This window comes from Magnetococcales bacterium, assembly GCA_015232395.1.
GTDB lineage: Bacteria > Pseudomonadota > Magnetococcia > Magnetococcales > JADFZT01 > JADFZT01.
This window is the reverse complement of sequence record JADFZT010000019.1, coordinates 15,375-38,462: the sequence shown is the minus strand read 5'-3', so window position 1 is coordinate 38,462 and position 23,088 is coordinate 15,375. Positions and strand designations below refer to the sequence as shown.

The 23,088-nt window shown below is 54.2% G+C and carries 19 protein-coding genes; 4 read left to right on the top strand and 15 right to left on the bottom strand.

Features of this window, described 5'->3' with window-relative positions; all coding sequences use genetic code 11:
- Positions 1–197 precede the first annotated feature (197 nt).
- A complete protein-coding gene (locus HQL52_07705; GenBank protein ID MBF0369322.1) occupies positions 198–1,067 on the bottom strand; it encodes a chemotaxis protein CheR in 870 nt (289 codons plus the stop codon).
- Between the two features lie 31 nt (positions 1,068–1,098).
- Entirely contained in the window at positions 1,099–2,199 is a 1,101-nt protein-coding gene (locus HQL52_07700) for a chemotaxis response regulator protein-glutamate methylesterase (GenBank protein ID MBF0369321.1), read from the bottom strand.
- A gap of 328 nt (positions 2,200–2,527) precedes the next feature.
- Between HQL52_07700 and HQL52_07695 the strand changes: the two genes are divergently transcribed.
- From HQL52_07695 to HQL52_07685, 3 genes are all read left to right on the top strand, one after another.
- Positions 2,528–3,418 carry a HAMP domain-containing histidine kinase gene (locus HQL52_07695; GenBank protein MBF0369320.1) on the top strand — a complete coding sequence of 297 codons (891 nt, stop codon included), beginning with the start codon at positions 2,528–2,530 and terminating at the stop codon, positions 3,416–3,418.
- A 2-nt stretch (positions 3,419–3,420) separates the two neighbouring features.
- A complete protein-coding gene (locus HQL52_07690) occupies positions 3,421–3,894 on the top strand; it encodes a chemotaxis protein CheD (GenBank protein ID MBF0369319.1) in 474 nt (157 codons plus the stop codon).
- 206 nt (positions 3,895–4,100) lie between these two features.
- Positions 4,101–5,819: a hypothetical protein gene (locus HQL52_07685; protein MBF0369318.1), complete on the top strand. Its 1,719-nt coding sequence runs from the start codon at positions 4,101–4,103 to the stop codon at positions 5,817–5,819.
- A gap of 665 nt (positions 5,820–6,484) precedes the next feature.
- On the opposite strand, the gene rsgA is transcribed toward HQL52_07685, so the two are convergent.
- From rsgA to HQL52_07620, 13 genes are all read right to left on the bottom strand, one after another.
- On the bottom strand, positions 6,485–7,540 hold the full coding sequence (gene rsgA / locus HQL52_07680; protein ID MBF0369317.1) for a ribosome small subunit-dependent GTPase A: 1,056 nt from the start codon (positions 7,538–7,540) through the stop codon (positions 6,485–6,487).
- A 153-nt stretch (positions 7,541–7,693) separates the two neighbouring features.
- The gene (locus HQL52_07675) at positions 7,694–7,948 is read right to left on the bottom strand and encodes a hypothetical protein (protein ID MBF0369316.1); all 255 of its coding nucleotides are present in this window, start codon (positions 7,946–7,948) and stop codon (positions 7,694–7,696) included.
- A gap of 166 nt (positions 7,949–8,114) precedes the next feature.
- Positions 8,115–10,208, bottom strand: coding sequence for a chemotaxis protein CheA (locus tag HQL52_07670; GenBank protein MBF0369315.1), 2,094 nt, complete (start codon positions 10,206–10,208; stop codon positions 8,115–8,117).
- Positions 10,209–10,416: 208 nt separating this feature from the next.
- A complete protein-coding gene (locus HQL52_07665) occupies positions 10,417–10,782 on the bottom strand; it encodes a response regulator (protein ID MBF0369314.1) in 366 nt (121 codons plus the stop codon).
- 5 nt (positions 10,783–10,787) lie between these two features.
- The gene (locus HQL52_07660; GenBank protein ID MBF0369313.1) at positions 10,788–11,123 is read right to left on the bottom strand and encodes an STAS domain-containing protein; all 336 of its coding nucleotides are present in this window, start codon (positions 11,121–11,123) and stop codon (positions 10,788–10,790) included.
- A gap of 98 nt (positions 11,124–11,221) precedes the next feature.
- Entirely contained in the window at positions 11,222–12,157 is a 936-nt protein-coding gene (locus HQL52_07655; GenBank protein ID MBF0369312.1) for a chemotaxis protein CheV, read from the bottom strand.
- Positions 12,158–12,254: 97 nt separating this feature from the next.
- A complete protein-coding gene (locus HQL52_07650) occupies positions 12,255–14,645 on the bottom strand; it encodes a nitrate- and nitrite sensing domain-containing protein (protein ID MBF0369311.1) in 2,391 nt (796 codons plus the stop codon).
- 273 nt (positions 14,646–14,918) lie between these two features.
- The gene (locus tag HQL52_07645; protein ID MBF0369310.1) at positions 14,919–15,434 is read right to left on the bottom strand and encodes a chemotaxis protein CheW; all 516 of its coding nucleotides are present in this window, start codon (positions 15,432–15,434) and stop codon (positions 14,919–14,921) included.
- Between the two features lie 38 nt (positions 15,435–15,472).
- Positions 15,473–17,125, bottom strand: coding sequence for a methyl-accepting chemotaxis protein (locus HQL52_07640; protein ID MBF0369309.1), 1,653 nt, complete (start codon positions 17,123–17,125; stop codon positions 15,473–15,475).
- 1,187 nt (positions 17,126–18,312) lie between these two features.
- The gene (locus HQL52_07635) at positions 18,313–18,684 is read right to left on the bottom strand and encodes a response regulator (GenBank protein ID MBF0369308.1); all 372 of its coding nucleotides are present in this window, start codon (positions 18,682–18,684) and stop codon (positions 18,313–18,315) included.
- Positions 18,685–19,081: 397 nt separating this feature from the next.
- A complete protein-coding gene (locus HQL52_07630; protein ID MBF0369307.1) occupies positions 19,082–19,585 on the bottom strand; it encodes a chemotaxis protein CheX in 504 nt (167 codons plus the stop codon).
- A gap of 4 nt (positions 19,586–19,589) precedes the next feature.
- Entirely contained in the window at positions 19,590–19,973 is a 384-nt protein-coding gene (locus HQL52_07625; protein MBF0369306.1) for a response regulator, read from the bottom strand.
- Between the two features lie 99 nt (positions 19,974–20,072).
- Positions 20,073–20,900 carry a protein-glutamate O-methyltransferase CheR gene (locus tag HQL52_07620; GenBank protein MBF0369305.1) on the bottom strand — a complete coding sequence of 276 codons (828 nt, stop codon included), beginning with the start codon at positions 20,898–20,900 and terminating at the stop codon, positions 20,073–20,075.
- An 812-nt stretch (positions 20,901–21,712) separates the two neighbouring features.
- Between HQL52_07620 and HQL52_07615 the strand changes: the two genes are divergently transcribed.
- Positions 21,713–23,088 (top strand): hypothetical protein (locus HQL52_07615; protein ID MBF0369304.1); only part of this gene is annotated, 1,376 nt, incomplete at its 3' end.

Below are 23,088 nucleotides of genomic sequence, written 5' to 3'. Positions count from 1 at the left end.
CCACATCGCATCATCCAAATCACTCCCCCCATCAATCACCTCATCGAGTTCAAAACCAACCCAAGGAATAGAGGCTCTGGTTCAAACAGGTGTGACAACTTTCGAGCGGTGCGGTTCGCGTTGCTCACCACACCCTACAAAACGACAAAGCGACAAAGCGACACAAGCTGACCGACGATTGGCGAGGGATAAGACGGTTATTCCGGCAGGCGATAGATGGTGGGGGCGACCTTGACCAGGGGGGTGTGGAGTTTATCGAGCTTTTCAGATTGGCCGACAAAAAGATGACCTCCAGGAGCCAAATGTTGACATAGTTTGTTGATCACCCGCTCCTGGGTAGGCTGATCGAAGTAGATCACGACGTTGCGGCAAAAAATCGCATCCAGGGGCTCCCGCAGGCCAAAACGGGGATCCATCAGGTTGAGCTGACGAAAACGCACCATGGCCCGCAGATCGGGAGAGATACGCACCATCTGCTTGCGGGGGTCTCTGCTTTTGAGGAGATATTTTTTCTTGATCGGCAGCGGAATAGCCGCCACCCGCTCCATCTCGTAGATAGCTGTGGAAGCCTTTTCCAGAGCCCGGGCGGAGATATCGGTGGCTAAAATCTGCCCTTTAAAGTTGATCCCGGGCACCTGCTCGGAAAACTCCTTGAGCACGATACTCAGGGTGTAAGGCTCTTCTCCGGTGGCACACCCCACGCTCCAAACCACCAGGGGACGGCGCACCCCCACCCCTTTGGTTTGAATCAATCCCGGCACCACATCCCGGGTGAGATATTCGAACTGGCCTGGATCCTGGAAAAAATCGCTTTTGGTAGCGGTCACGGCATCCAAAAACTGGATCAGCTCCTCATCCCCCATCTTGGGGTCCACCACCCGATCCACATAGGCGGTAAAAGTGGGCAGCCCCAGCAGACGAATCCGCTTTTGCAGCCTTGAGGAGAGCATGGATTTTTTGGTGAGGGGCAGCTGAATGCCACACTGCTTGTATAGGAAGCGGCTCAGCCGGTCGAAATCCCGGTCTGAAAATTCAGCTTCCTCTCCTTCCCTGAAATGGCCCTTCATCCCGATCAAACCCTACTCCCTGACGGATCCCTCAATGACTCGCCTTGAGGGCCTCTCCGGCAATTTCATTCAGGGGTTTAATGAGATCCACCCCTCCCTTTTTGATCGCCTCGTTGGGCATGCCGAAGACCACGCAGCTCTTTTCATCCTGAGCAATATTGAAAGCGCCGGCATCCTTCATTTCCTTCATGCCAATAGCCCCGTCATCTCCCATACCGGTCATGATCACCCCCACGGCATTGGCCCCGGCATAGCGGGCGGCGGAGCGAAACAGGACATCGACGCTGGGACGATGGCGGCTGACCAGGGGGCCGTCCCGTACTTCCACGTGATAACGCGCCCCACTGCGTTTCAGGAGGACATGTTTATTGCCTGGCGCCAGCAAGGCCCGCCCCCGCACCACGGTATCGTTGTCGGCGGCCTCCTTGACAGTGATCCGACACAGGCCATTCAAACGATTGGCAAAGGCGGTGGTAAATTTTTCCGGCATGTGCTGAACGATGACGATACCGGGGGCGTCAGCTGGCAGGGCCTCCAGAAAGACCCTGAGCGCTTCGGTACCACCTGTGGAAGCCCCAACCATGATGACCTTTTCGGTGGTTTTGACCATGGCTCGGGAGCCCGCCCTGGGCGCAGCCAACACCGCATCGGCCGTGAGCTTGGGGGCCACTTTGACCCCTGCCCCTTTGGGCGGGATACGCCGTCGACTACTCGCCCCCGCCTTGACATTGGCCATGGCCGCAGCCTTCACCACGTCACAGATACGGATTCGGGCTTCCTCGAAAAATTCCTTCGTGCCCAGTTTCGGTTTGGTGATAATTTCCACCGCCCCGGCCTCCATCGCCTTCAAGGCGGTTTCAGAGCCCGCTTCGGTCAATGTGGAACACATCACCACCGGAATGGGATGTTGCTTCATGATCTTTTGTAGAAAGGTGATGCCATCCATCCGGGGCATCTCCACATCCAGAGTAATCACATCCGGGACCATCCGTCGAATCCGCTCTGCGGCAACAAAGGGATCAGGGGCGTGCCCGACTACTTCGATATGGGGATCGGATGATAAGATCTGTTGCAGTGACTGACGGACTACCGCTGAATCATCCACAATCAGGACACGAACTTTTTTGGTCATGGCGCCTTGCCCATTTGGTCGTTGCAGTTCATAACGCGTTCCAGGATATTTTGCCTGGATTCAGCTCACCCGGAAAGAGGTTTACCCGTGGGATGATAAGGAAATTTGCGAAGAGATCACGGTGTGGAGTAAACTTGACCGCAATTTTGTAATTTTCCCATAATCAGGTTCCAAACACGGTAGCCATAACCACCCGGGACCACATAGTATGAAGGTGCTGGCGTCAGCCTGTCAAACCTTTCACAACCCTGGAAGAGATTGACCGGGACGCAAACTTCAAAAACCCTGCAAATCGCTCCAGCACCGCTGAAAAAACGGGAGATGCTCCATGGAAGCAATGAGTGATGATGAACTGATCGCTGAGCTGAAAAAGCGTTTTGATACCACGAAGAAAGCCCTCCACGACGTCCAGATGATCACCAAAAAACTGGAGGAGATGAATCGCAGGCTTCAGGAAAGCGAAAAAATCAAATCCACATTCGTCTCCCTGGTTAAAAATGAAATCAACAATCCCCTGACCTCCATCCTGGGATTGGCCGACCAACTTCGCAGCGGTTCCGCCACCCTTGACATGGTGAGTCCCATCTCCGCCATGATCTACAAGGAATCCTTCAGCCTCGACTATCAGCTGCGCAATATTTTCATCACCGCCGAACTGGAATCCGGTGAAGCGGAAATGCAGTTTTCCCTGGTGGATATTCCCGCCGTACTCAACGATGTCAGAGACTCCTTCGAGCATCTGCTTCCGGAAAAAAACCTCACCTGCACCGTGGTCGCCGAGGAAGGTCTAAAGTTTAAGACCGACCGGGAAAAACTCCACCTGATCGCCAGCAATCTGGTCGCCAATGCCATCGAATACAACACCCAGGACGGCAGCGTCGAGATCAAAGCCACCGTCGCCGACGGCGAGTTGAGCCTGGCGGTAGCCGATACCGGCGTTGGTGTGGATGTCACCCGAACAGGTCGCCTCTTCGACCGATTCAGTCAGGGACAATCCGGCGTCAGCAAATCCTTCAAAGGTCACGGACTGGGACTCACCATTATCAAGGCACTTCTGGAAACCCTGGAAGGAAGCATCAAGGTCGAGGACAACGAGGGAGGAGGCTCCATCTTCAGTGTCACCATCTCCGAAGTGGAAGTGGATGTCGAGGCGGATGCCTTTTCCGTGGATGGGGGAGAATTTTTCTTCGATGACGACGATTCCTCCGAAGCTTTCTAACCATGGCCCTCCCCCCCAATCACACCCAACATTTTCTACTTCCTGGTGCGATCTACGCCAAGGATGAAGACAGTGCCATCACCACGGTGCTTGGTTCCTGCATCGCCGTCTGCCTTTGGGACAATAGACTGAAACGGGGAGGCATGAACCACTACAAACTCCCCTACTGGAACGGTGAAGGACTCCCCTCCCCCAAGTATGGCAACATCGCCATCGCCAATCTGATTGAGGCGTTATTGGGAATGGGTTGCCAGAGGGCAAATCTCCAGGCCAAGGTGTTTGGTGGGGGGGCGGTACTCAAAACCTCCGACGGCATGCTGAAAGTGGGCGAACGCAACATTGCCGTGGCCAAGGAACTGCTCACCAAAGAAAAAATCGCTGTCACCGCCTCTAACGTAGGGGGAGACTCAAGCCGCAAAATTTTATTCATCACCTCCGATGGCTCGGTGATGATGAAAAAAGCCCAGCCACGCTAACTGGCGTTGGGGATTTCCTCCCAACCCGACAGAAACACCCCCTGGGCAACCTTTTCCAAGCCCAAGCAGCGTTTACTTGGAAAAGGAGGAGAGACAACCAGAAAAGCACCAAGACAAACAATCGGATCAGGGGCATTGGAGCAAAACCACCCCTGTTCATGCATCCAAAACAGATTGCGCCCTACTCAATTTCGGGAGAATCATCCATGAGTTCGGATATCACCTCGTCCACAGAAGAATCCATCAACCGCCTCCAACAGCAGATCACCGCCCTGGAGCAGGTTCCTGACCTGAGCAAGGCCGGGTTCATGAACGTGGCCGATCACATGGGCAATTTTTCAGCGGCCTTTGCCGCCAGCGCCAGCCGGGCCGCCTCCATCCGGGAACGCATCGCTGCTGACAACGGTGGTCTGAGCCTGGCTCCCGTACGCAAAGATTTCCAGGACATTCAAAAGGCCATCAACGGTGTCTTCGAATCCATCGACAAACTGACCGAAAGCAACAGTCAGTTTATCAGCCGTATGGAGGAGATCACCGCCTGGGCTCTGCCCCTGGAGCAGGATGCCTTTCTCCCCGCCATGGTGGATCAGATTCGAGCCAAGGGGGGTCAAAAGGTGGAGCGGCAATCCCTGGGGGCCATAATCGACAACCTCATGCGCCAGGTACGCCTGCTGCTCCGGGAGATCGTCACCTCCAGCCAGGAGGGAGGCAATGTCATGAATCATCTGGTCCGTCGCCTCTCCACCGACCTGGACACCTCCCAGCACGGTTTGATGGCCCTGAAAAAAACCATCACCACCACCTTCAAACAGATGGAACAGTCGGTCAAGGGGATGGACAAGGCGTGCGGCCAAATGGAAGCCCACACCGACACTGTGAACACCCTGGTGTTCGAAATGGTGGGCTCCATGCAGTATGACGACATCACCGCCCAGCGTATCGGCCACGTGGTGGAAATTCTCAGTCAGGCTGCTCAAAAACTGGAACCCGGTGGAACGGACAAAAAAAACCGGAAGCGCTGGTTTGCCATCGCCACCCAACTCACCATCAATCAACTGAAAGAGATCAGCGCCGACCTGGTCAAAGCCGTTGACTCCCTGACCGAAAACCTCGACCTGATCAGCGGCGAGACCGATGCCCAAAAATCGGACATCTCCCAAGCCCGTAGCGCCAGCATGACTTTCCATCAGGATAACGACAACGTCACCTATCACCTCACTGCCCTGCTACGCCTGCCCATCTTCGACGAAGGGCTCTCCTCCGAGGTATTGCGCACCTTTTCCCAGGCCGAAAACAGCCTGTTTCAGACCCGTCGGGCCATGGATATGCTGAGAATGACCACGGAACGATTGGAAAAGCTGTCCGACACCATGGATACCCAGGGCAATGAGCGTCTTCGCACCCTGGCGGAAAGCATCACCATGCTGGCTCAGCGTATCCAGACTGAAACCAAAGAAAAAAATCAGACCATCAACACCATGTCTGATCAAATTCAGGAGATCAGCACCGACTATGCAGGCCAGGTGACCCCCCAGCTGATGCGAACCAACTCCATGCTTCGGCGCATCCCGCTCACCACCCGGCAGATGGATACCGGCAACAGCGACGTGCTGGATCAACTCAATGAAACGTTTGGCGATACCCACGCCACCTTCAACCAAATCATGCTGCTTGCCGCAGAGATGACGTTCCAAAAAGTCATCAAGCGTATTTGTGACCGATCTGATCGGGTTCTGGAGGAGGTGTTGGAATTTGAAGCCGGAGAAAAACTCTTCAAGAGTCTCGACACCGACATTACCGCCCTGGCATCGGAGTTCGATGATCTGGCAAGCCTCTACACCATGGCCAGCGAACGGCGGGTCCATGATGCCGCTCTGAATGTTGAAAACGGTGAGGACGACGACCTGGATATCGAACTATTCTAGGCTCTCTCCTTCCCGGGGGATCCTCTTCCCCGGATGGAAATCAAAAAAAGTCGGGACTTGGAGGGGAATCTCCTTCAGGTCTCGACTTTTTTTTGGTCTGGACTGATTTCGGTGTTTTGCCCCGTTTTTGATGGCACTTTGTTTTATATCGTTATTCTAAACCAATATGGCACATCATGGTCGCTTTGATGAAAAGGCGAAAAACAAAATCAAGACCTTGGGGCTGCGCCCCAAACCCGCTGGATATGGTAAGACAAGAGCAAAAGATAAGACCTTGGGGCTGCGCCCCAAACCCGCTGGATATGGTAAGACAAGAGCAAAAGATAAGACCTTGGGGCTGCGCCCCAAACCCGCTGGATATGTAAGACAAGATCAAAAGACAAACCGTGGGCGCTGCCCACACCCGGCAGGGTAATAATTACCCTGCACCCGTGGGAATAAAGTCAAGATCAACATCCGGATAGATGCGGTTCGGGCGGCCTTACCGTATCCTACGCTGGTTCCTCCTGGAAATGGCCTGTCAGGGCCAAACGTGCGTGCTCTTCTGAACTGGAATGAAGAAAAAAAACGGCCCCCAAGGGAGCCGTTTCATCTTGCCGCATTTTTTCCAGGGGAAGGAGCCCAAACAAAACTCTCTCAGGCTTTTTCTGCCCAACCCCAAATGGTTAACGCCAGCCATATTTGGTTTTTTTGGCCTGATTGACCATCCGGGCAAAACGACGGTGCCGATCTCGTTGTTGCCACACGGTTTCTTTCAAATAACCCTGTTCACGTTGTAGCTTGAGATAATTCTGGAGCCTCCTGGCATCCACTGTACCGGCCTGGACCTCAGCCAACACCGCACATCCTGATGTTTCTTCATGGTCGCAATCACGATATTGACATCCTTTGGCCAGCTCCTCAATTTCCCCAAACACCTCCTGCAAACCCTGCTTGTTCTCTCCAAGACGCAACTCACGCATTCCAGGGGTATCAATCAACCAAGCGCCGCCGGCCATCTGAAACATGGAACGGGCCGTAGTTGTGTGTCGCCCTCTGTTATCCTGGGAGCGCGCGGCTTGGGTCGGGATGGTTTCTTTTTCCAGAAGGGAATTGATCAGGGTCGATTTTCCAACACCGGATGAGCCCAAAAAGGCGACTGTTTCCCCTGGATTGATCCAAGGAGCCAGATGATGCTGAACCTCTTGGCTGCGGGCATCCATGGTGACAGCGACAACCCCCCCGTGAAGGTTTTCAGTTTCCCGACGATAAAATGCCGGGTCATCCACCAAGTCTGCCTTGGTCAGGATAACAACTGGCTGGACTTTCCCTTCATGGGCCAGAGCCAGATAGCGTTCAATGCGGGAAAGGTTGAAGTCCCGATTGCAGGAGGAAACGACGAACAGCGTATCGATATTCGCGGCCATATGTTGGGCATGTTGACCATGCCCGGATGCTCTGCGGGAAAGCAGCGAAATCCGATCCAGCAGACGAACCGGTTGATCATTCTGGTTGACGACAAGCCAGTCACCAATGAGCGGTTGCTCATCTGGGGCGTGCAATCGCCATTTGCCTGGTAGTTTTAGCTGGCTCTGGCCGTTTTTACCCACCAGGGTCAGCCAATCACCATGACGACCAGTCACCCGAACCAGGCGGCTGTCATTCAATTCGTCAAGGGTCAGTTGTTGTTGGAAAAATGGGCGCAAGCCCAGCTTGGAAAGCGAAGTAAACGCATTCGACACGGTCTGAAACCTCGATCAGGAATAAAAGATCGGGCTTCCAGGAAAGAAGCCCAGCTCATCAAGCCGGGCAGACCGGAAAAACCAGTCAGAGGTAACTGTCCCACCTCATCCAGTGGTCCGGTAGCCCGGGCCCGGGGACAAGTGTCCTGCTTTTCATAAAAGCTCCTTGGTTTGGTTCACTTCAACCTGATCAATATAGCATGGCATATGGAGTGATGGAATAGAGATATCCATTTCACACAACGGCCTGACGGGCTGTCCCATCGGGTTTTTCATCATCCACTTTTCCGAGGAGACAGGCCGTATCGAACCGATCATCCTAAATCCGGCAGTTGGGCGTGTGTGGATGGTGCAGGATATTGGTTCGCAGAGTGAATTGGGAGGAATCGCCGGCACCATGTTGGTCACAAGACTTTCTCCCGATTGCCTTGGTGGATCAAGAAGCTGGGGGGCATGTGCGTACGTCCAACTGCCGGATTTAGGATCATTTTCGGCCATTGAAAATCAGGACACAAAAAAGCCCCCGACCATTCAATCGGAGGCTTTTTTTGAAATAAGCTGAATAAACAGAGGGTCAGCCCGCTACGATCTCTTCATCCTCCACCAGACGGACCATTTTGCCCAGATCCAAGATCAAAGCGACAGAGCCATCTCCCAGGATAGTCGCCCCCGAAAGCTCATCGGAATGGGAAAAATGTTTACCCAGACTCTTGATCACTGTCTGATGCTGACCAATCACCCCATCCACCACAAAACCGACCCGTTTTTCCTGTACCTCGGTGATCACGATCTGCTCGATCTCTGGAGACTCGCCCTCCACGTTAAAGCGATCCCGAATGCGGATATAAGGCACGATTTCATCCCGAACGTTGACCACATGACGGCCATGGGTCTGGGCAATATCCTCCCGGGATAGCTCCACACACTCCTCCACGGATGCCAAGGGCAGAATAAACCGCTGGTCGTTGATCTCCACCAACAACCCTTCAATGATCGCCAGAGTCAGAGGCAGCTTGAGTGTGATCTCAGTCCCCACACCCAGCTCGCTCCAAACATCAATAGATCCTCGCAAGGCGTCGATAGACTTGTTCACCACGTCCATTCCCACACCGCGACCGGAAACGTTGGTGATTTTTTCGGCGGTGGAAAAACCGGCGGCGAAAATCAGCTGGTAGGCCTCATGATCGGAAATATTGTCGTCAAGGGAGAGGATCCCTTTTTCGATCGCCTTGGCGCGCAGCTTGTCCGCATCCAACCCCTTGCCGTCGTCTTTCACGCTGATCAGCACGTTGGCGCCGGAGTGAACAGCGGAAAGGTGGATCGTTCCGGAACGGGATTTACCAGCGGCCTCCCGCTCATCAGGAGACTCAACACCGTGATCAATGGAGTTACGGATAATGTGTACCAGAGGATCGTTAAGCTGGTCGATAACGGTCTTGTCCAGCTCAGTGTCCGCCCCCTCAGTGGTCAGTTCCATCTCCTTACTGAGTTCCTTGGAGAGATCCCGGACCAAGCGTTTGAATTTATTAAAAGTAGCACCAATGGGGAGCATGCGGATACTCATGGTGGAGTCCCGCAGCTCGTTGGTCAGGCGCTCAATCTCCTCAGAGATGAGCTGTAGATCTTGGTTGTCCAGAGAGTTGGATGTCTGGTGGAGGCGGGCTTGAGTGGTCACCAGCTCTCCCACCAGGTCTACAAGACCATCCAGGCGATCAGCGGGAATCCGAACACTGGCGGCGGCTGTCGTGGCTTGGCGCACCTCTTTCTGTTTTCGGAGCACATCCTGCTCAGCGAGGGCGGCTTTGACCTTGGCGGCAGGAGCTGCTCCTGAAGCCACCAGCCGGTCTCCCAGGGGCTGCAGCTCCCGCTCCAGCTGATCCTTGGAGATATCCCCCCTCTCCATGAGAATTTCACCAATCTTCTTGGGGGGAGAATCCTCATCCTCTTCCCCACGGTCGAGGATGCGGATATTGATCTCGCACTCATCCTCGACAAAAATGAAGACATCGTGAATGGCGTTTTCGCCGCCATCTGTGGTGAGAAACACCTCCCAGCTGGTGTGGCAGTGTTCCGGGTCAAGCTCGGCAAGATCCGGCAGGGCATCTGTAAAAGCCACCACCCGACAGTCTCCCAGCTCCCGAAGCTCATCCAGCAGCAACAGGAGGTTGGTGCCGTTGGCCATGATGTCCGGCTGGGGTTTGATCCGGATGCGGTAAGGGAGGGGACCATCCTGATCAGGAATATCAGGTGCAGCACCAGGCGCTTCTGCCGAGGTATCGGCGGCAGGCTCAGCACCGGGAACCAAGGTTCTCAGGCCTGCAGTGATTTGCTTGGCATTTTCGACATCTGCAGGAGGGCCACCGGCAGCGGCATCCAGCATGGAGCGAATTTGATCTCTGGCAGCCAGAGTCAGATCGATGAGTTTCTTGGTGACGGGAATGGTACCGTTGCGCGCCAGATCAAAGACCGTTTCCACATCGTGGGTAAATTCCGCCACTTCGTCGAAGCCAAACATGGCTCCGGAGCCCTTGATGGTGTGCATGGCCCGGAAAACCCGGCCAATGAGATCCTGGTCATCGGGGACCTCCTCCAGCGTCAGCAGAGAATCCTCCAGTTCTGACAGGAGTTCGTACGCTTCCTCTGTAAACGCACTGGTATCGATTTCCATTTCCCCCACTCCTCCAAAGGGCTGCAACCCTTTTCCTGTTTACCAGTGGCTCACCCCGCACACACGTCACCCGGGAGAGAGCCCGAAGGTACCACGAGGTTTACCATCCAACACATCGTCAGACCGGCAATTGCCTTCATTTCAAAAGCAGCTTCCACCGATAACCTCTTCATATCCCCGGATCCATCGACCCCTGGGGAAGAGGAGGCTAACGCAGTACCTTCTTGATCACACCCAACAACTGGGGTGGCTTGAAGGGTTTGACGATCCAACCCGTCGCACCGGCAGATTTACCTTCCGCCTTGCGCCCGGCCTGGGATTCCGTGGTGAGCATGACGATGGGGATAAACTTATATTGGGGCAGCGCCCGAAGATTTTTGATCAGGGTGAGACCATCCATATTGGGCATATTCAGGTCGGTAATCACCATGTCCACGGGGGATGCCTTCAATTTATTGAGGGCATCCACACCATCCTCAGCCTCCACCACATCATAGCCAGCCCCCTTCAACGTAAGGCCCACCATTTGCCGCACGCTGGAGGAATCGTCTACCGTCATGATTTTCTTGGCCATGCCTACTATTCTCCCGTCCAGAGTTTGCTGTTGTCCTCGGCCCCCCCGCATCCGACATAGCCGGACTCCACCACCGCTTGCCTTACGGCGTCGGGAACCGCACCCGCCAATGTAAAGCTCTTTCCTGCATTTTTCACACTCCTCTGCGCGGCACAGATGAGCTGCAACCCGGTCAGATCCAAGGCGCTAACCTGATCCAGGCTTAAGATCAGATGTTTCACCTCGTCGTCCAGGGCTTTCATCAGGTTCTCTTTCAACTCTGTGGCAACCTGAATGGTAATGTCCCCAGAGAGGGTTAGAGTACCGTTTCCATCTGCATTGTCCAAAGTAAATTCAATCACTGCCACCCCCTATAGGATGTCAAACCAACCGTTCGGGTTCAACCGGAGAAGCCGTTCAGCTCTTCGTCATAAAAAACCGGGAGCTCCCAGCACTGCTATCAGTTGGCTGCCTCTTGCGATTTCGTGATTTGCGCCAACACCGATTTGACGATGCTGTTGGGCATGAATTTCGGGATAAAATCGTCCGCCCCCATCTGCTGAGCCTTGACCTGATTGGAGCGATTGGAAAGGGATGAGTGAATCGCTACATGGATGCCTGCCAGCTTGGGGTTGGCTTTGATCTTCCGAGTTAAGCTGAAGCCGTCCATCCCCGGCATTTCCAGATCGGAAATTACCATGGTGTAAGGACTCTTTCCCCCATCCTCGACCGATTTTTCCAGTGTATCATAGGCCTTTTGGGCATCTTCCAAAATGGTATGCTGAATGTCCATCTGATCCAAGGTCGTACGTAACAGCTCACAGGCGGCCTTGGAGTCGTCAACACAGAGAACGTGGTGTCTCTCGGCGTGGAGGCGTTGGGCCTCTTGGAGCAGGCTTTCGTCCACTTGCATGGTGATGCCGGTGATCTCTACCAGAATTTTTTCCACATCCAGAATCTGAACCGTCTCATCCTGATGATAGGTGATGGCCGTCAGATAGGTGGAATCATAGAACATGCCATCCGGCTTGATGATATCCTTCCACCCCTTGGTGATGAGAACATTGGGCCGGCTGACCAAAAAACCCTGGGTGGTGTCGCTGTATTCGCAAACCAGGATATAGGCCAGGTTGTTTTCGTAGTCGGTATAGCCCAGGTCCAGAGCATAGGAAAGATCGATCAGGGAGATGGGTCTACCCCGAAAGTCGATGGTTCCCAGAATGGCGTCGTGAGACCCTGGAATTTTGGTGATGGCTTTGTGTTCCAGGATTTCAATAATCTTGAAGACGTTCATGCCGTAGAGCTGTTCGTCTCGCAGATAGAAGGTCAGCATCTCCATCTCGTTGCTCATGGCAAGATTGGCGCGCTGCTGTACCTCGTTTAAAACATCATCCATAGCCTTCACTCCTGCAAACCAACTGCATTTGCCCCCATGTAGGTAATTTTTTCAGCTCAATCGCCCCATGTTACCCGGCAAATGCAGTCCAGCCCAGCTAAAATTTTTCAAAGGCGTCATCACCCATGTCGATCTGCGCCCCCTGACCTCCTCTTGAGGCGGGTTGGGGCAGGGCTTTCGGCCTGGCTCCACCAGAGGCAATCCGGGGAGTGGCGCGGTTTTTTCGGGTTTGGGCCGGCATGGCCGCACCCCGTTTATCACTGAGTTTAAAAAAGGCCAGTGAGGTGACCAATTTTTCCGCCTGTCCTGCCAATTCGTCCGCCGTGGCCGAAAGTTCCTCAGAAGTGGAGGCATTTTGCTGAATCACCTGGTCCAGTTGTTGGATCGCCTGGTTGACTTGTTGGGATCCCGATTGCTGTTCCAGAGAGGAGGCGGAAATTTCCTGCACCAGCCCGGCGGTTTTTTGAATATCCGGGACCAGCTTGGCCAGAATACCCCCCGCTTCCTCCACCACCGCCACACTGGAGGTGGAAAGCCCGGTGATCTCACCAGCCGCAGTCTGGCTGCGCTCCGCCAGCTTGCGCACTTCGGCAGCCACCACCGCAAAGCCCTTGCCGTGTTCACCCGCCCGAGCGGCCTCAATGGCGGCATTCAGGGCGAGCAGGTTGGTCTGACGGGCGATCTCCTCGATGATGGAAATTTTTTCAGCGATCTCCCGCATCGCCCCCACCGCCTGGCTGACGGCACTGCCACCGCTGGCGGCATCCTTGGAGGCCACTTCGGCCATGCTTTCGGTGGTTTGGGCATTTTCGGTGTTTTGGGCGATATTGGAAGTCATCTGCTCCATGGCCGCCGAGGTCTCTTCCACAGAGGCGGCCTGTTCGGTCGCTCCTTCGGACACCCTCTGGGAGCCGGTACTCACCGTGCTGCTGCCTGATACCACCTCTTCAGCCACGATGTTCAAGGTGCGTACCGTGCGGCTTAAATTTTCCACCATGTTTTTGATGGAGCCATAGATACCCCGTGGGTCACATCTTTCCTCAAAACTCATGGTCAGATCCCCCTGGGCCACCCGGTTGGCAATCGCCATCACTTCAGCAGGCTCACACCCCACCTGGGCCAAAATCTGCCGGGCAAAGAGAATTCCCAACAGCGAAGCCATCAAAACCACTACCACAGTAAAGATCAGAGTCGCCCAGAAGGCCTGGTTGGCAGTAGACTTAAGCTCGGTAGAACGGGCGTCGAGATCCGTGGAAAGCCGATCCTCGATCTCCTTCAGCAGATTGATCTTGGCGGTGATCGTTTTAAACCAGTAGGCAGGCTCCACCCCCATACTGCTGGACAGATTGGCCATGGAGAGGGCTTCCAACGCCTTCAGAGCGGGGCCGTCATTCACCTTGACCGCCTTGTCCCGAGTCGTCACATCCCCTTGATCACCCCCCGATGACCCCATGACAACATCCAGGCCGGCGCGATATTTATCCAGGGTGGAACGCACAACAGCCAGCTGGGATTTTTCCTCGGAGGTGGCAATTTTTTCAAACCGATCCAGGACGGCCATCGCCTGCTGATGGTTGTCCTTGGCCCGTTCCAGATACATGGGGTCCATCCGCAGGACCAGGTTTTTAAAATCATGGATCATCCCACCGTAGCCGATGTGACGAAACAGGGTGTTCAGCAGATCCCCCTTTTCGCTCGCCGTACCCTTGGAAAAAGCGATATCCCGCATCCGCTGGACCTCTGCCACGGGGGGGGCAGAGAGTTTTTCATTGAAAAAGGCGATCTGAGAGGGGCTGGCCTGGGAACGAAATACCCGGAAAAAGGTGTTTTGCTCAGTCACCAATACCCCGAATTTATGAAACATCCCCGGCCCAAAGCTGTCCCGGGCAAAGGTATTGGTCAACACCGCCCGCTCAATTCCGGCCCGCTCCTTACCCAACAAAAAATTGACGTAGCCGTTGGAGAGGGCGGCCATTTCCACGTTACCGGCCAGTTTTGAAAGATTCCCCACCGTGTCCAGAAACGTCGCGTTCATTTTGGTGTAATAGCCAATCGCCTCTTTACCGGCAATATTGAGACCGTCCACCTTGCGGCGAATATCATCCAGCCCTTCCAAACGGCTCAAGGCATCTGCCAAGGGGGAGGAGAGTTCCTGACCAAAGGAGCGGGCATCAAAGGTTTCGAGATATTCTTTGAGAATCCCACCCCGCTTGTTGGTCTCCCCCCGCTGCTTGGGAAGCTCGGAGCGAAATTTTTTGCCTTTGCTGCCCAAAAATCCCGCCGTCATACCCCGCTCTTTCTGGGTCTCATGCAGCAAGGCGCTGATACGCACCCCCAGCCCGGAAAGTTCCCCCATGCTGGTCATGCGATTGGCCATCTCCTGTCGATCCATCACCCCCTGAACACCGAAAATGATCAACCCCAGCAGAGGGATGAGAAGCATGATGAAAAATTTGGTACTCAACTGGATGTTTTTCAGGAATCCCATGGCGCAACCACCTTTCTTGATCAAAAATGATGCCCGCTCCCGTGGGCATATGCGTCGAACTGGAGCCGGATCATTGCAATCAAGTCGTTGTTTTGTTTTGGTATCACTTCAGGAAACAGACCTGCGTCAACCGTACGCCCATCTCTCCCCCCAAGGCGCCAACAGCCGAGAGGCCAGGCTTTCGATTGGGCATACTCCATCGACAGATCCGACCGGGGAGGAGATCTGTCTTCAGGAAAGCAAGCCTGCACATTCACCAAGCAGAAAGAGTGACTAGGCTGCAGCGGCACTCTCGCCCGGCCTGCCATCCCCTGCTTCACCCATCAGGCTCAACTCTTCAGCGGAAAACACCTTGTCGGTATCCAGGATGATGATGAACTGCCCATCCCGCTTGCCCATACCCTTGATAAACTCGGTACGCAGCTTGGTTCCAATTTTTGGGGGAGGTTCGATCTGGTCGGGTTCCAGACCGATCACTTCACGAACCGAGTCAGCCATGGCTCCCAGAACCGTCTGGCCATCCTCGACATTTACTTCGACGATGATAATGCAGGTGTTGACCGTCCGATCTCCCTTGGACATGCCAAACTTGAGCCGCATGTCCACCACCGGGACAACGCTGCCCCGCAGGTTGGTCACGCCACACATGAAGGCAGGGGTGCGGGGGACTTTGGTCATGGGGGTCCATTCCAGCACCTCCTTGACCTGGGAAATGTCTACTGCAAAGACCTCGTCCGCCAGGGTAAAGGTCAAAAACTGGGTTGTTTCGGTAATACCGGGAACACTCATCTCACTTCCTCCCTCGTCAGCCTGATCCATGGGCCGCCTTAAAAATTTTCGAATTCGTCATCCCCCGAACCACCTCCGGGTCCGGCATTCATCTCCAGCAGAGCACCGGTGGGCCGGGCTCGCTGGGGTGGTGCGCCCAATGCTTTTTGCCTGGGGAGCCTGGACCTGGGTGTGGTCCTGACAGCGCCCCCCTCCTCTCCCGTATGGAAAAAACCCACCGCCGATTGCAGGGTATCCGCCTGGGCGAAAAGCTCCTCGGAAGTAGCGGCCATCTCCTCCGCTTGTCCGGCATTTTGCTGAATGACCTGATCCAGCTGTTGCAGGGCCTTGTTGATCTGGGTGGCCCCCTGGTTCTGCTCGATACTCGCAGCGGTGATTTCCTGAATCAGCTCGGCTGTTTTCTGGATATCCGGCACCAGCTGCTCCAACATGCCCCCAGCTCGCTCCGCCACCGAAACACTGGAAGCGGAAAGCCCGCCGATCTCACCAGCTGCCGACTGACTCCGTTCGGCTAATTTTCGCACTTCTGCAGCCACAACTGCAAACCCTTTCCCGTGCTCCCCGGCCCGGGCCGCCTCAATCGCGGCATTCAAGGCCAAAAGATTGGTCTGGCGGGCGATCTCCTCAATGATGGAAATCTTTTCAGCGATCATCTTCATGGCGCTCATGGCCTCGTTGACCGCATCACCACTCTCCACGGCATCCTTGGAGGCCTTTTGGGAAATCTGCTCGGTGGTCTGGGCATTATCGGCATTTTGCTGAATATTGGAAACCATCTCTTCCATGGCCGAAGAGGTCTCCTCAATGGCGGCTGCTTGCTGGGTCGCCCCCTGGGAAAGCTGCTGGGAAGCGTCCGAAAGCTCCTGACTGCCAGCAGCGACGTTGGACGAGGCGGATTTGGCCTGGGACATCACCTCCCGCAGCTTGGCCACCGTACGGCTCAACCCTTGCGCCATCATCCCCACCTCATCAGAACGGCTGATATCAGTGGTAACGGTCAGATCTCCTTGGCTGAACTGGTCGGACATACCCTTCAGCCGCACCAGAGGACCGGAAACAGCTCGACCGATCACCACGGCAAAAAAGGCTCCCAGCAGAAGAATGACACCACTGACGATCAAGGCCTGTCGTGACCCTTGCGCCACCTCCTGTTCGGTAGCGATGGCGGTATCCCCCATCATTTTTTCACCATCTTCCACCAAATCCGCAACCATTGGCTCAATGCGGTGCACCGCCTCCCGCATGGCAGCGGTCATCCCGGCAATGTTACCGTCCTCAGCCACCAGCTTGTGAAAGGCCCCCTGGTAAACGGCCAAGTCATCCAGCACCGCATTGCGGCCCCCTTCAGGCAAAACGGAAGCTTGGGTATTTTTAACGATAGCGGCAATGGTTTTGTCCAGTTTGCCGATATATTTGTCAGCCCCCCTCAGCAGATAGTCCTTTTCGTGCTTGCGCACCTCCAGATAGTCCCGCCAGACGCCTGTCACATAGTTGGCATCCAAAAGCTTTTCCACCACCTTGGCGGTGGCACTCAATTTATTCGCCGTGGCGGAGGATGCCGCACCATCCCGCCTCTTTTCCGCCACCGTACGGGCAAAAACCTCTCCATAAGGGACCATGGCTGCCGTCAGCTGACTTTTCAGGCTGTCGTTCAAGCTGCTCGCTTTGAGGGTTCCGGCAAAATCAGACATCAACGAGCGATGCTTCTCGATATATTTATCCTTACCCCTCAGCCGAAAATCCTTCTCTGCACGACGCAACTGCAAAGCGATAATCTTGAGCTTGGCGGTGTCAAAATCGTTCAGCCGCGTAGCCAGGCTGTGGGCCGCGCTTCGGAACTCTCCCTGGAGCCCCGATTTGGGATCCAGCCCCTTCACCTCCCAGGCGTGGGCCATGGCCTTGAAGGAAGCCACGTAAGAATCCATCGCCGCCTGGATATTCCTGGCATCTCCCACCAGCATGTGGCCAATATCCCCACCCATGACCTGGCCGATTTCACCGATGGCAGCCGCTTTCATGTTAACCTGATTTCCCAGCTCTGCAACCCGATCAATATATTTGATCTTCTTGCGCAGCAAAAAATCCTTCTCTGCCCGGCGGGCCTGGAGCATCAACTCCCCCACTCCCATGGCGTGACTCTTCACCGCCTCGGCCTGAGTGAGCAGCTTTTGGTAGTTATCCCGGGTTTGGTTCAGAGTGGTCTGGTAAAGAGTCACCACCCCAATGAACAGGATGCCGATCAAACCAAAGCTGACGCCAATTTTGGCACTGATGTTGAGATTTTTAAAACCATTGACGATTCCCATCGTCGCCCCCTCTGTAGCCCCACTCCTAAACCATCAAGGCCGGTTTGTCATTTCCTTCATTCATCTATGACCTCATCCCAGACATCCAGGCCAGTTGGTTTAATACCTTCCGTTCAGCCACCCCCATTAACACACTTTCCTGGTCAGAACGCTCTTTACCCCAGAGGCATCAGTCAAAAAAGTGACTAATGTCAGTAAACGAGAATCATTCCAGAAAAAACAGGGGGTACCCCCACCAAAACGAGCTTTCAAAAGGGTGAAACAAACAAGAAAGAGCGACGAGAAAAAAGACTCCCCAATAGACCGCTCATGCAGCTATAAATAGTGACACATGAGATACAATAGAGCGCATCTCAACGAAAATCCCGGATAAGTTTAACAAAAAAGTCACCATATTGTAAGGATTTTGTTAACAGGTCTCATTCAAAAATAAAATGGGTGGGAGCGGGGCTTTGGACAAGGAGCGAAAAAACAAAAAAGCCCCTTCCACCGGGGGGGTGGAAGAGGCTTGGATATCCAGCAGGCAAATGCTTTGATTCATAGGGGGGATTAATCACCCCGACAACGCAGCCTTATTTGAAATATTTCCCCAAAGTTTCCTGCATGACGGTGGTGGTGAAGGGCTTTTTGATGTGGCCACTGGCTCCAGCCTCTTTGGCGGCAGCCATACGATCTTCGCCCCCTTCGGTGGTTACCATGACGATGGGAATCCCCTTAACTTGCGGGGGGCCGCTTCGCACGGTTTTAACGAAGGTGAGGCCATCCATCACCGGCATGTTCCAGTCACACAGGATCAGATCGACCGGCCCAGCTTTGAGAGCGTTAACCCCCTCCATCCCATTTCCAGCCTCCCGCACTTCGTCCGCCATCAATCCAGCTTGACGGAGACTCCGCTGAACGATCTTCCGCATCACCGAAGAGTCGTCGACAATCAGAACACGCATGTTACACCTCGTAAATGATTAATCCCCATGCCCCATTCACGGACTTGGTCAGGCCAGAGCAGCCCGTTCAGGATTAGTTTAGCCCATCTGTTTTTTCAGACACAAGGGTGCAATTCGATCTGCATCCCACAGCTCTCCCTGGTTTGTGAAAGCCATACCCAGAACTGGATGCAACCCATTGAAAGAGTGATATTCTACAAGCTTAATGGCCAAGCTTCAAGCACAACCTGATCCATTTCAAGCAGTCAGGACTCAAAACCGAACACCCTTCGGCCATGATCCAACCGGATCATTTCCACCTGATCCAGCACCACAGGCGACACTATTCCAAGCAAAAACCGAACTCAAATGATTCGTGCGTAAACAAAAAAAACAATAAAACGCCAACAATCAAAACTCACACGCTGGCATGCACTTCCAACACACCCGCTGCCATTTGAAAGCGCATCAGGCGTGTAGGCTTGCTGGTTTTCCACAATAACAACATGCCGTCACCCAAAGCCGCCATGGGAGGTGAAAGTCGCCCTGGCCCGATGCCACCCTTGCTCTTCATGCCTCCGCAGATCATGTTGGCCAGTTCAGCAACACCATCCAGCAGATCTTCTTTGGTCAACTCCCCTGCATCCAAGCCGACGATCCGAGCCACCAGGTCGCTGATCAGGCCAACCTCCCCGGCAATGCCAAACATACCCTCCTGAAACACCCCTTCCCCGGAACCGGTGAGATGAATGAGCCCACCCACTGGGCCGGAAAGAGAAAAAACCGCTTTTTCCCGGCTGTCGATCAAGGAGGCCTCCACCATCGCCATGGTGGCCAACACCTCAATGGTGGAATTTTTCAGATCATCCAACACCTTTTGCCGATAGAGATCTCCATTCAGCGGCCATTTCGATTGGGTCATCAAGCTATTCCTGAATAGTACCCTTACCGAGAACTTCCATGATTTTAGCGGCCATCTCCTCCTGGGAAAAGGGTTTGGTCATATAATGGGCCGCTCCCGCCTGAATCGCCTTGACGATATACTCCTTCTCGCCTTCAGTCGTCACCATCATGACAGGAATGTGCTGCCAAGCCGGTGATTTTTTCAGCTCAATCAATACTTCCAGACCATTGAGTCCCGGCATGTTCCAGTCCAGGAGAATCAAGCCCACCTCGTCGGCACGCTCCCGCAACAGGATGAAGGCGGCTTCCCCATGCTCTGCCTCCAGGGTCTCATAACCCAGCATGGCACCGACGCCGCTGATGATGCGCCGGATGATCCTGGAATCGTCTATGGATAAAAGCTTCATCACTCTCTCCCAGACCCGGCGTCCACTTTGTGTTTTGTGGATGACTCCGGACTGTTGCCCTGCCAACCCCCCAAGCAAACGCGCCTGCTCTTACTGCTCTTAACCCACGGGTTTATACAGCACCGCCTTGCCCACCCGCTTCTGCCGGAAGGCGGTGGTCAAGCCTCTCGGGGATTCTGACGCACCGATGGCCAAAAAGCCATCCCGGTTCAGGGCGCGGTGAATCTTGTCGTAAATCTCACACTTGAGCTGCTCAGAAAAATAGATCAACACGTTGCGACACAAAACAAAATCAAATTTTCCCAAAGAATCAAAAGGCCCCTTCAGGTTGAACCGTTTAAAAGTCACCATTTGGCGGATAGCCGGATTGATCTCATAGGCCATGTTTTTCTTGGTAAAATAGTGATTCAAAAAATCCTTGCGCATACCCCGGGTGATCGCCAGTTGGCTATATCGCCCCCGGGTAGCCATGACAATGGCCGAAGGAGAGATATCGGTCGCCAGAATCTCAAATTTTTCCGGTGAAAAATTAACGCCTGCACCGCCAACATGGTTCAACAACATCGCCACTGAATAGGGTTCCTGCCCGGTGGAGCAAGCTGCAGACCAGATGCGTACCTTGGACTGGCGTTTGGCCTTTTCCAATAGATGGGGTACGATAAAATCGTTCAGGGCATTAAAGAATGAATCGTCCCGAAACCACAACGTTTCGTTGGTCGTCAGAGCATCAATCACCTTGGTGCAGAGCGGCCCCGAATCCTTCTGTAGCTTTTCGTGCAGCTCCAAAAAGGTGTTGCAGCCGTTTTGCGCCATCAGCACGGTCAGACGGTTTTCAAGGAGATACTCCTTACCCTCAGCGATGAGGATGCCGCTGTGCTCATGCAAAAATGAGGCGATCAGTTTAAATTCCTGGGGCGTGATACCCATGTTCTCCGTTTCCGGTACAGCAGTTAATTCTCGCCAAGACAGACCCAATCTTCGAGAGCCTCTTCCCCCCACGACTCTCTGCCCTGTTCAAAACAACTGCTTTTGAAAAGTAGTTTCCAGTCAAAAATCAGCGGCGGCCCCACTTCCCCAGCCGCCCCAACCAGTTATTGATCGGTTGGTCAGAAATTTTCTTGAGTCCGGCCTTTGTTGTCCAGCAAAGAGGTGAATTATTTCACACCCACACAGATATTGGCACACAAAAATCTACGGAACAAAAGTGGACATTCTACACCGATTCAAACCAAAACGGATCCCTTTTTGCCCATTATTTTCCAAAAAAAACCTGCGTGCATCGCAAAAATCGTCAAAAATGGCTGAAACGCAACAAAATAGACCCAAGCACGATAAATTCAATGCACGTTTAGTGCCACTTTTTTTAAAACACCGAATCCCGTGGCCTGAACAGAGCGACCCATCATTCAGCCGGTGGCTTGAGGCTGAAATCAACCGATTGGGTTGTAGCTTTTGCCACTGAAACCAAGCCACTTTTTCCAGTCCTGCAGGGTCCACTCACTCCTGAACCATATCGACCATAATCAGCCCTCGAAAGGCAATCATGGCAAAAATCATGGTCATCACCAAGATCGGTTTGATATCTTCGGCGAGAATGGTTTGAACTGTTCACGCCATCAACCGGCTCACGTTGGCCCGAGCCCCAAGATCATGGATTCGCCTCACGCCCCCTACCGGCACAAAAATGCCGATGGTCGGAGCAGTGTTTCACAAGGACGACCCTGGAGTTGGACGCCATCATGAATGCATTGACCACAGTTCGAAATCAGCCTGCCAAACCCACAACCAGAATGGAAACCATCCCGGCTGGGCGTTATCTGGCGGCTTTGCAAAGCGGGGATGTGCGCAAGCAAAAGCTGGCTGTGGTCGGCTTTCTGGCCCGCCTGGAGGTTTCCGGCAAAACCGGCAAACCCCTCATCGATTATTCTGGCGGCCATGGGGTCGATACCATCGTCTATGCCCTCCACGATCTGTTTGGCGGGCGGGAAGCGTATGAAAACAAAATTCAGGGAAAAAGCTGGCAACAAGCCATTGCTGAAAAGCGATTGGAAGTCTACCGGGATCTAGGCATTTCGCCGCCAAAAAGCACTAAAAAGTGGAGACTCAAAGGCAATTTGCCCCTGTGGGGGGGGGTTGCCGGTATCACGGTTCTCGGCCTGACACTGATTTTCACCTTGGGTGGAGAGGACAAAAAGAGCCCCGGGATCAACACCGCAGTGAATCAACATGAAGTCCGGCCCGATTTTGTCAACAGACCCATCCCCAAGCGCTCCCCTTATCTGACCAAAACCCCATCCCACCCCCCACCGGCAGTGAAGCCTCCACCACCTCCGGCCACCATCCCGCAACCACCCCCCCCTCCCCCCGAGGTCTCCGAGCCGGTCCCGGCCATGGCCTCCCTGATGCGGGAAGCGGCCCAACTGGAAGCGATGGCTGGAGAACCTGAGCCCCCCCGGCATCCGCCCTCCCCCTTGGAAGCCATCAACCCAGCGCCAAAAACAGTGGTTGAATTTCAGGTCACCAAACTCACGAGCGACCTGCAAACCAACTCCCAAAGCGACCTCCCATCCGATCCTCAAAAGGATGAAGAATCCAGCGCCCGAGCCCGGATGATCGCCAAGCTCATGGCCATGCCCAAACCGGGTGAGAAAAATACGCTGAAACCGCCAGCGGCAATCCCAACCGAAATCCAAACCAAATCCCCAGGGGAAGCCCAAGCGGAAACTGAGGCTAAAGCGGAGGCCCAAGCTAAAGCGGAAGCTGAAGCAAAAGCAAAGACCCAAGCTAAAGCCCAAGCGGAAGCTGAGGCACAAGCTAAAGCTCAAGCGGAAGCTGAGGCACAAGCTAAAGCCCTAGCGGAAGCTGAGGCACAAGCTAAAGCCCTAGCGGAAGCTGAGGCACAAGCTAAAGCCCTAGCGGAAGCTGAGGCTAAAGCGGAAGCTAAGGCTAAAGCGGAAGCTAAGGCTAAAGCGGAGGCCCAAGCTAAAGCCCTAGCGGAAGCTAAGGCTAAAGCAGAGGCCCAAGCTAAAGCGGAGGCACAAGCTAAAGCCCTAGCGGAAGCTAAGGCTAAAGCAGAGGCCCAAGCTAAAGCGGAGGCACAAGCTAAAGCCCTAGC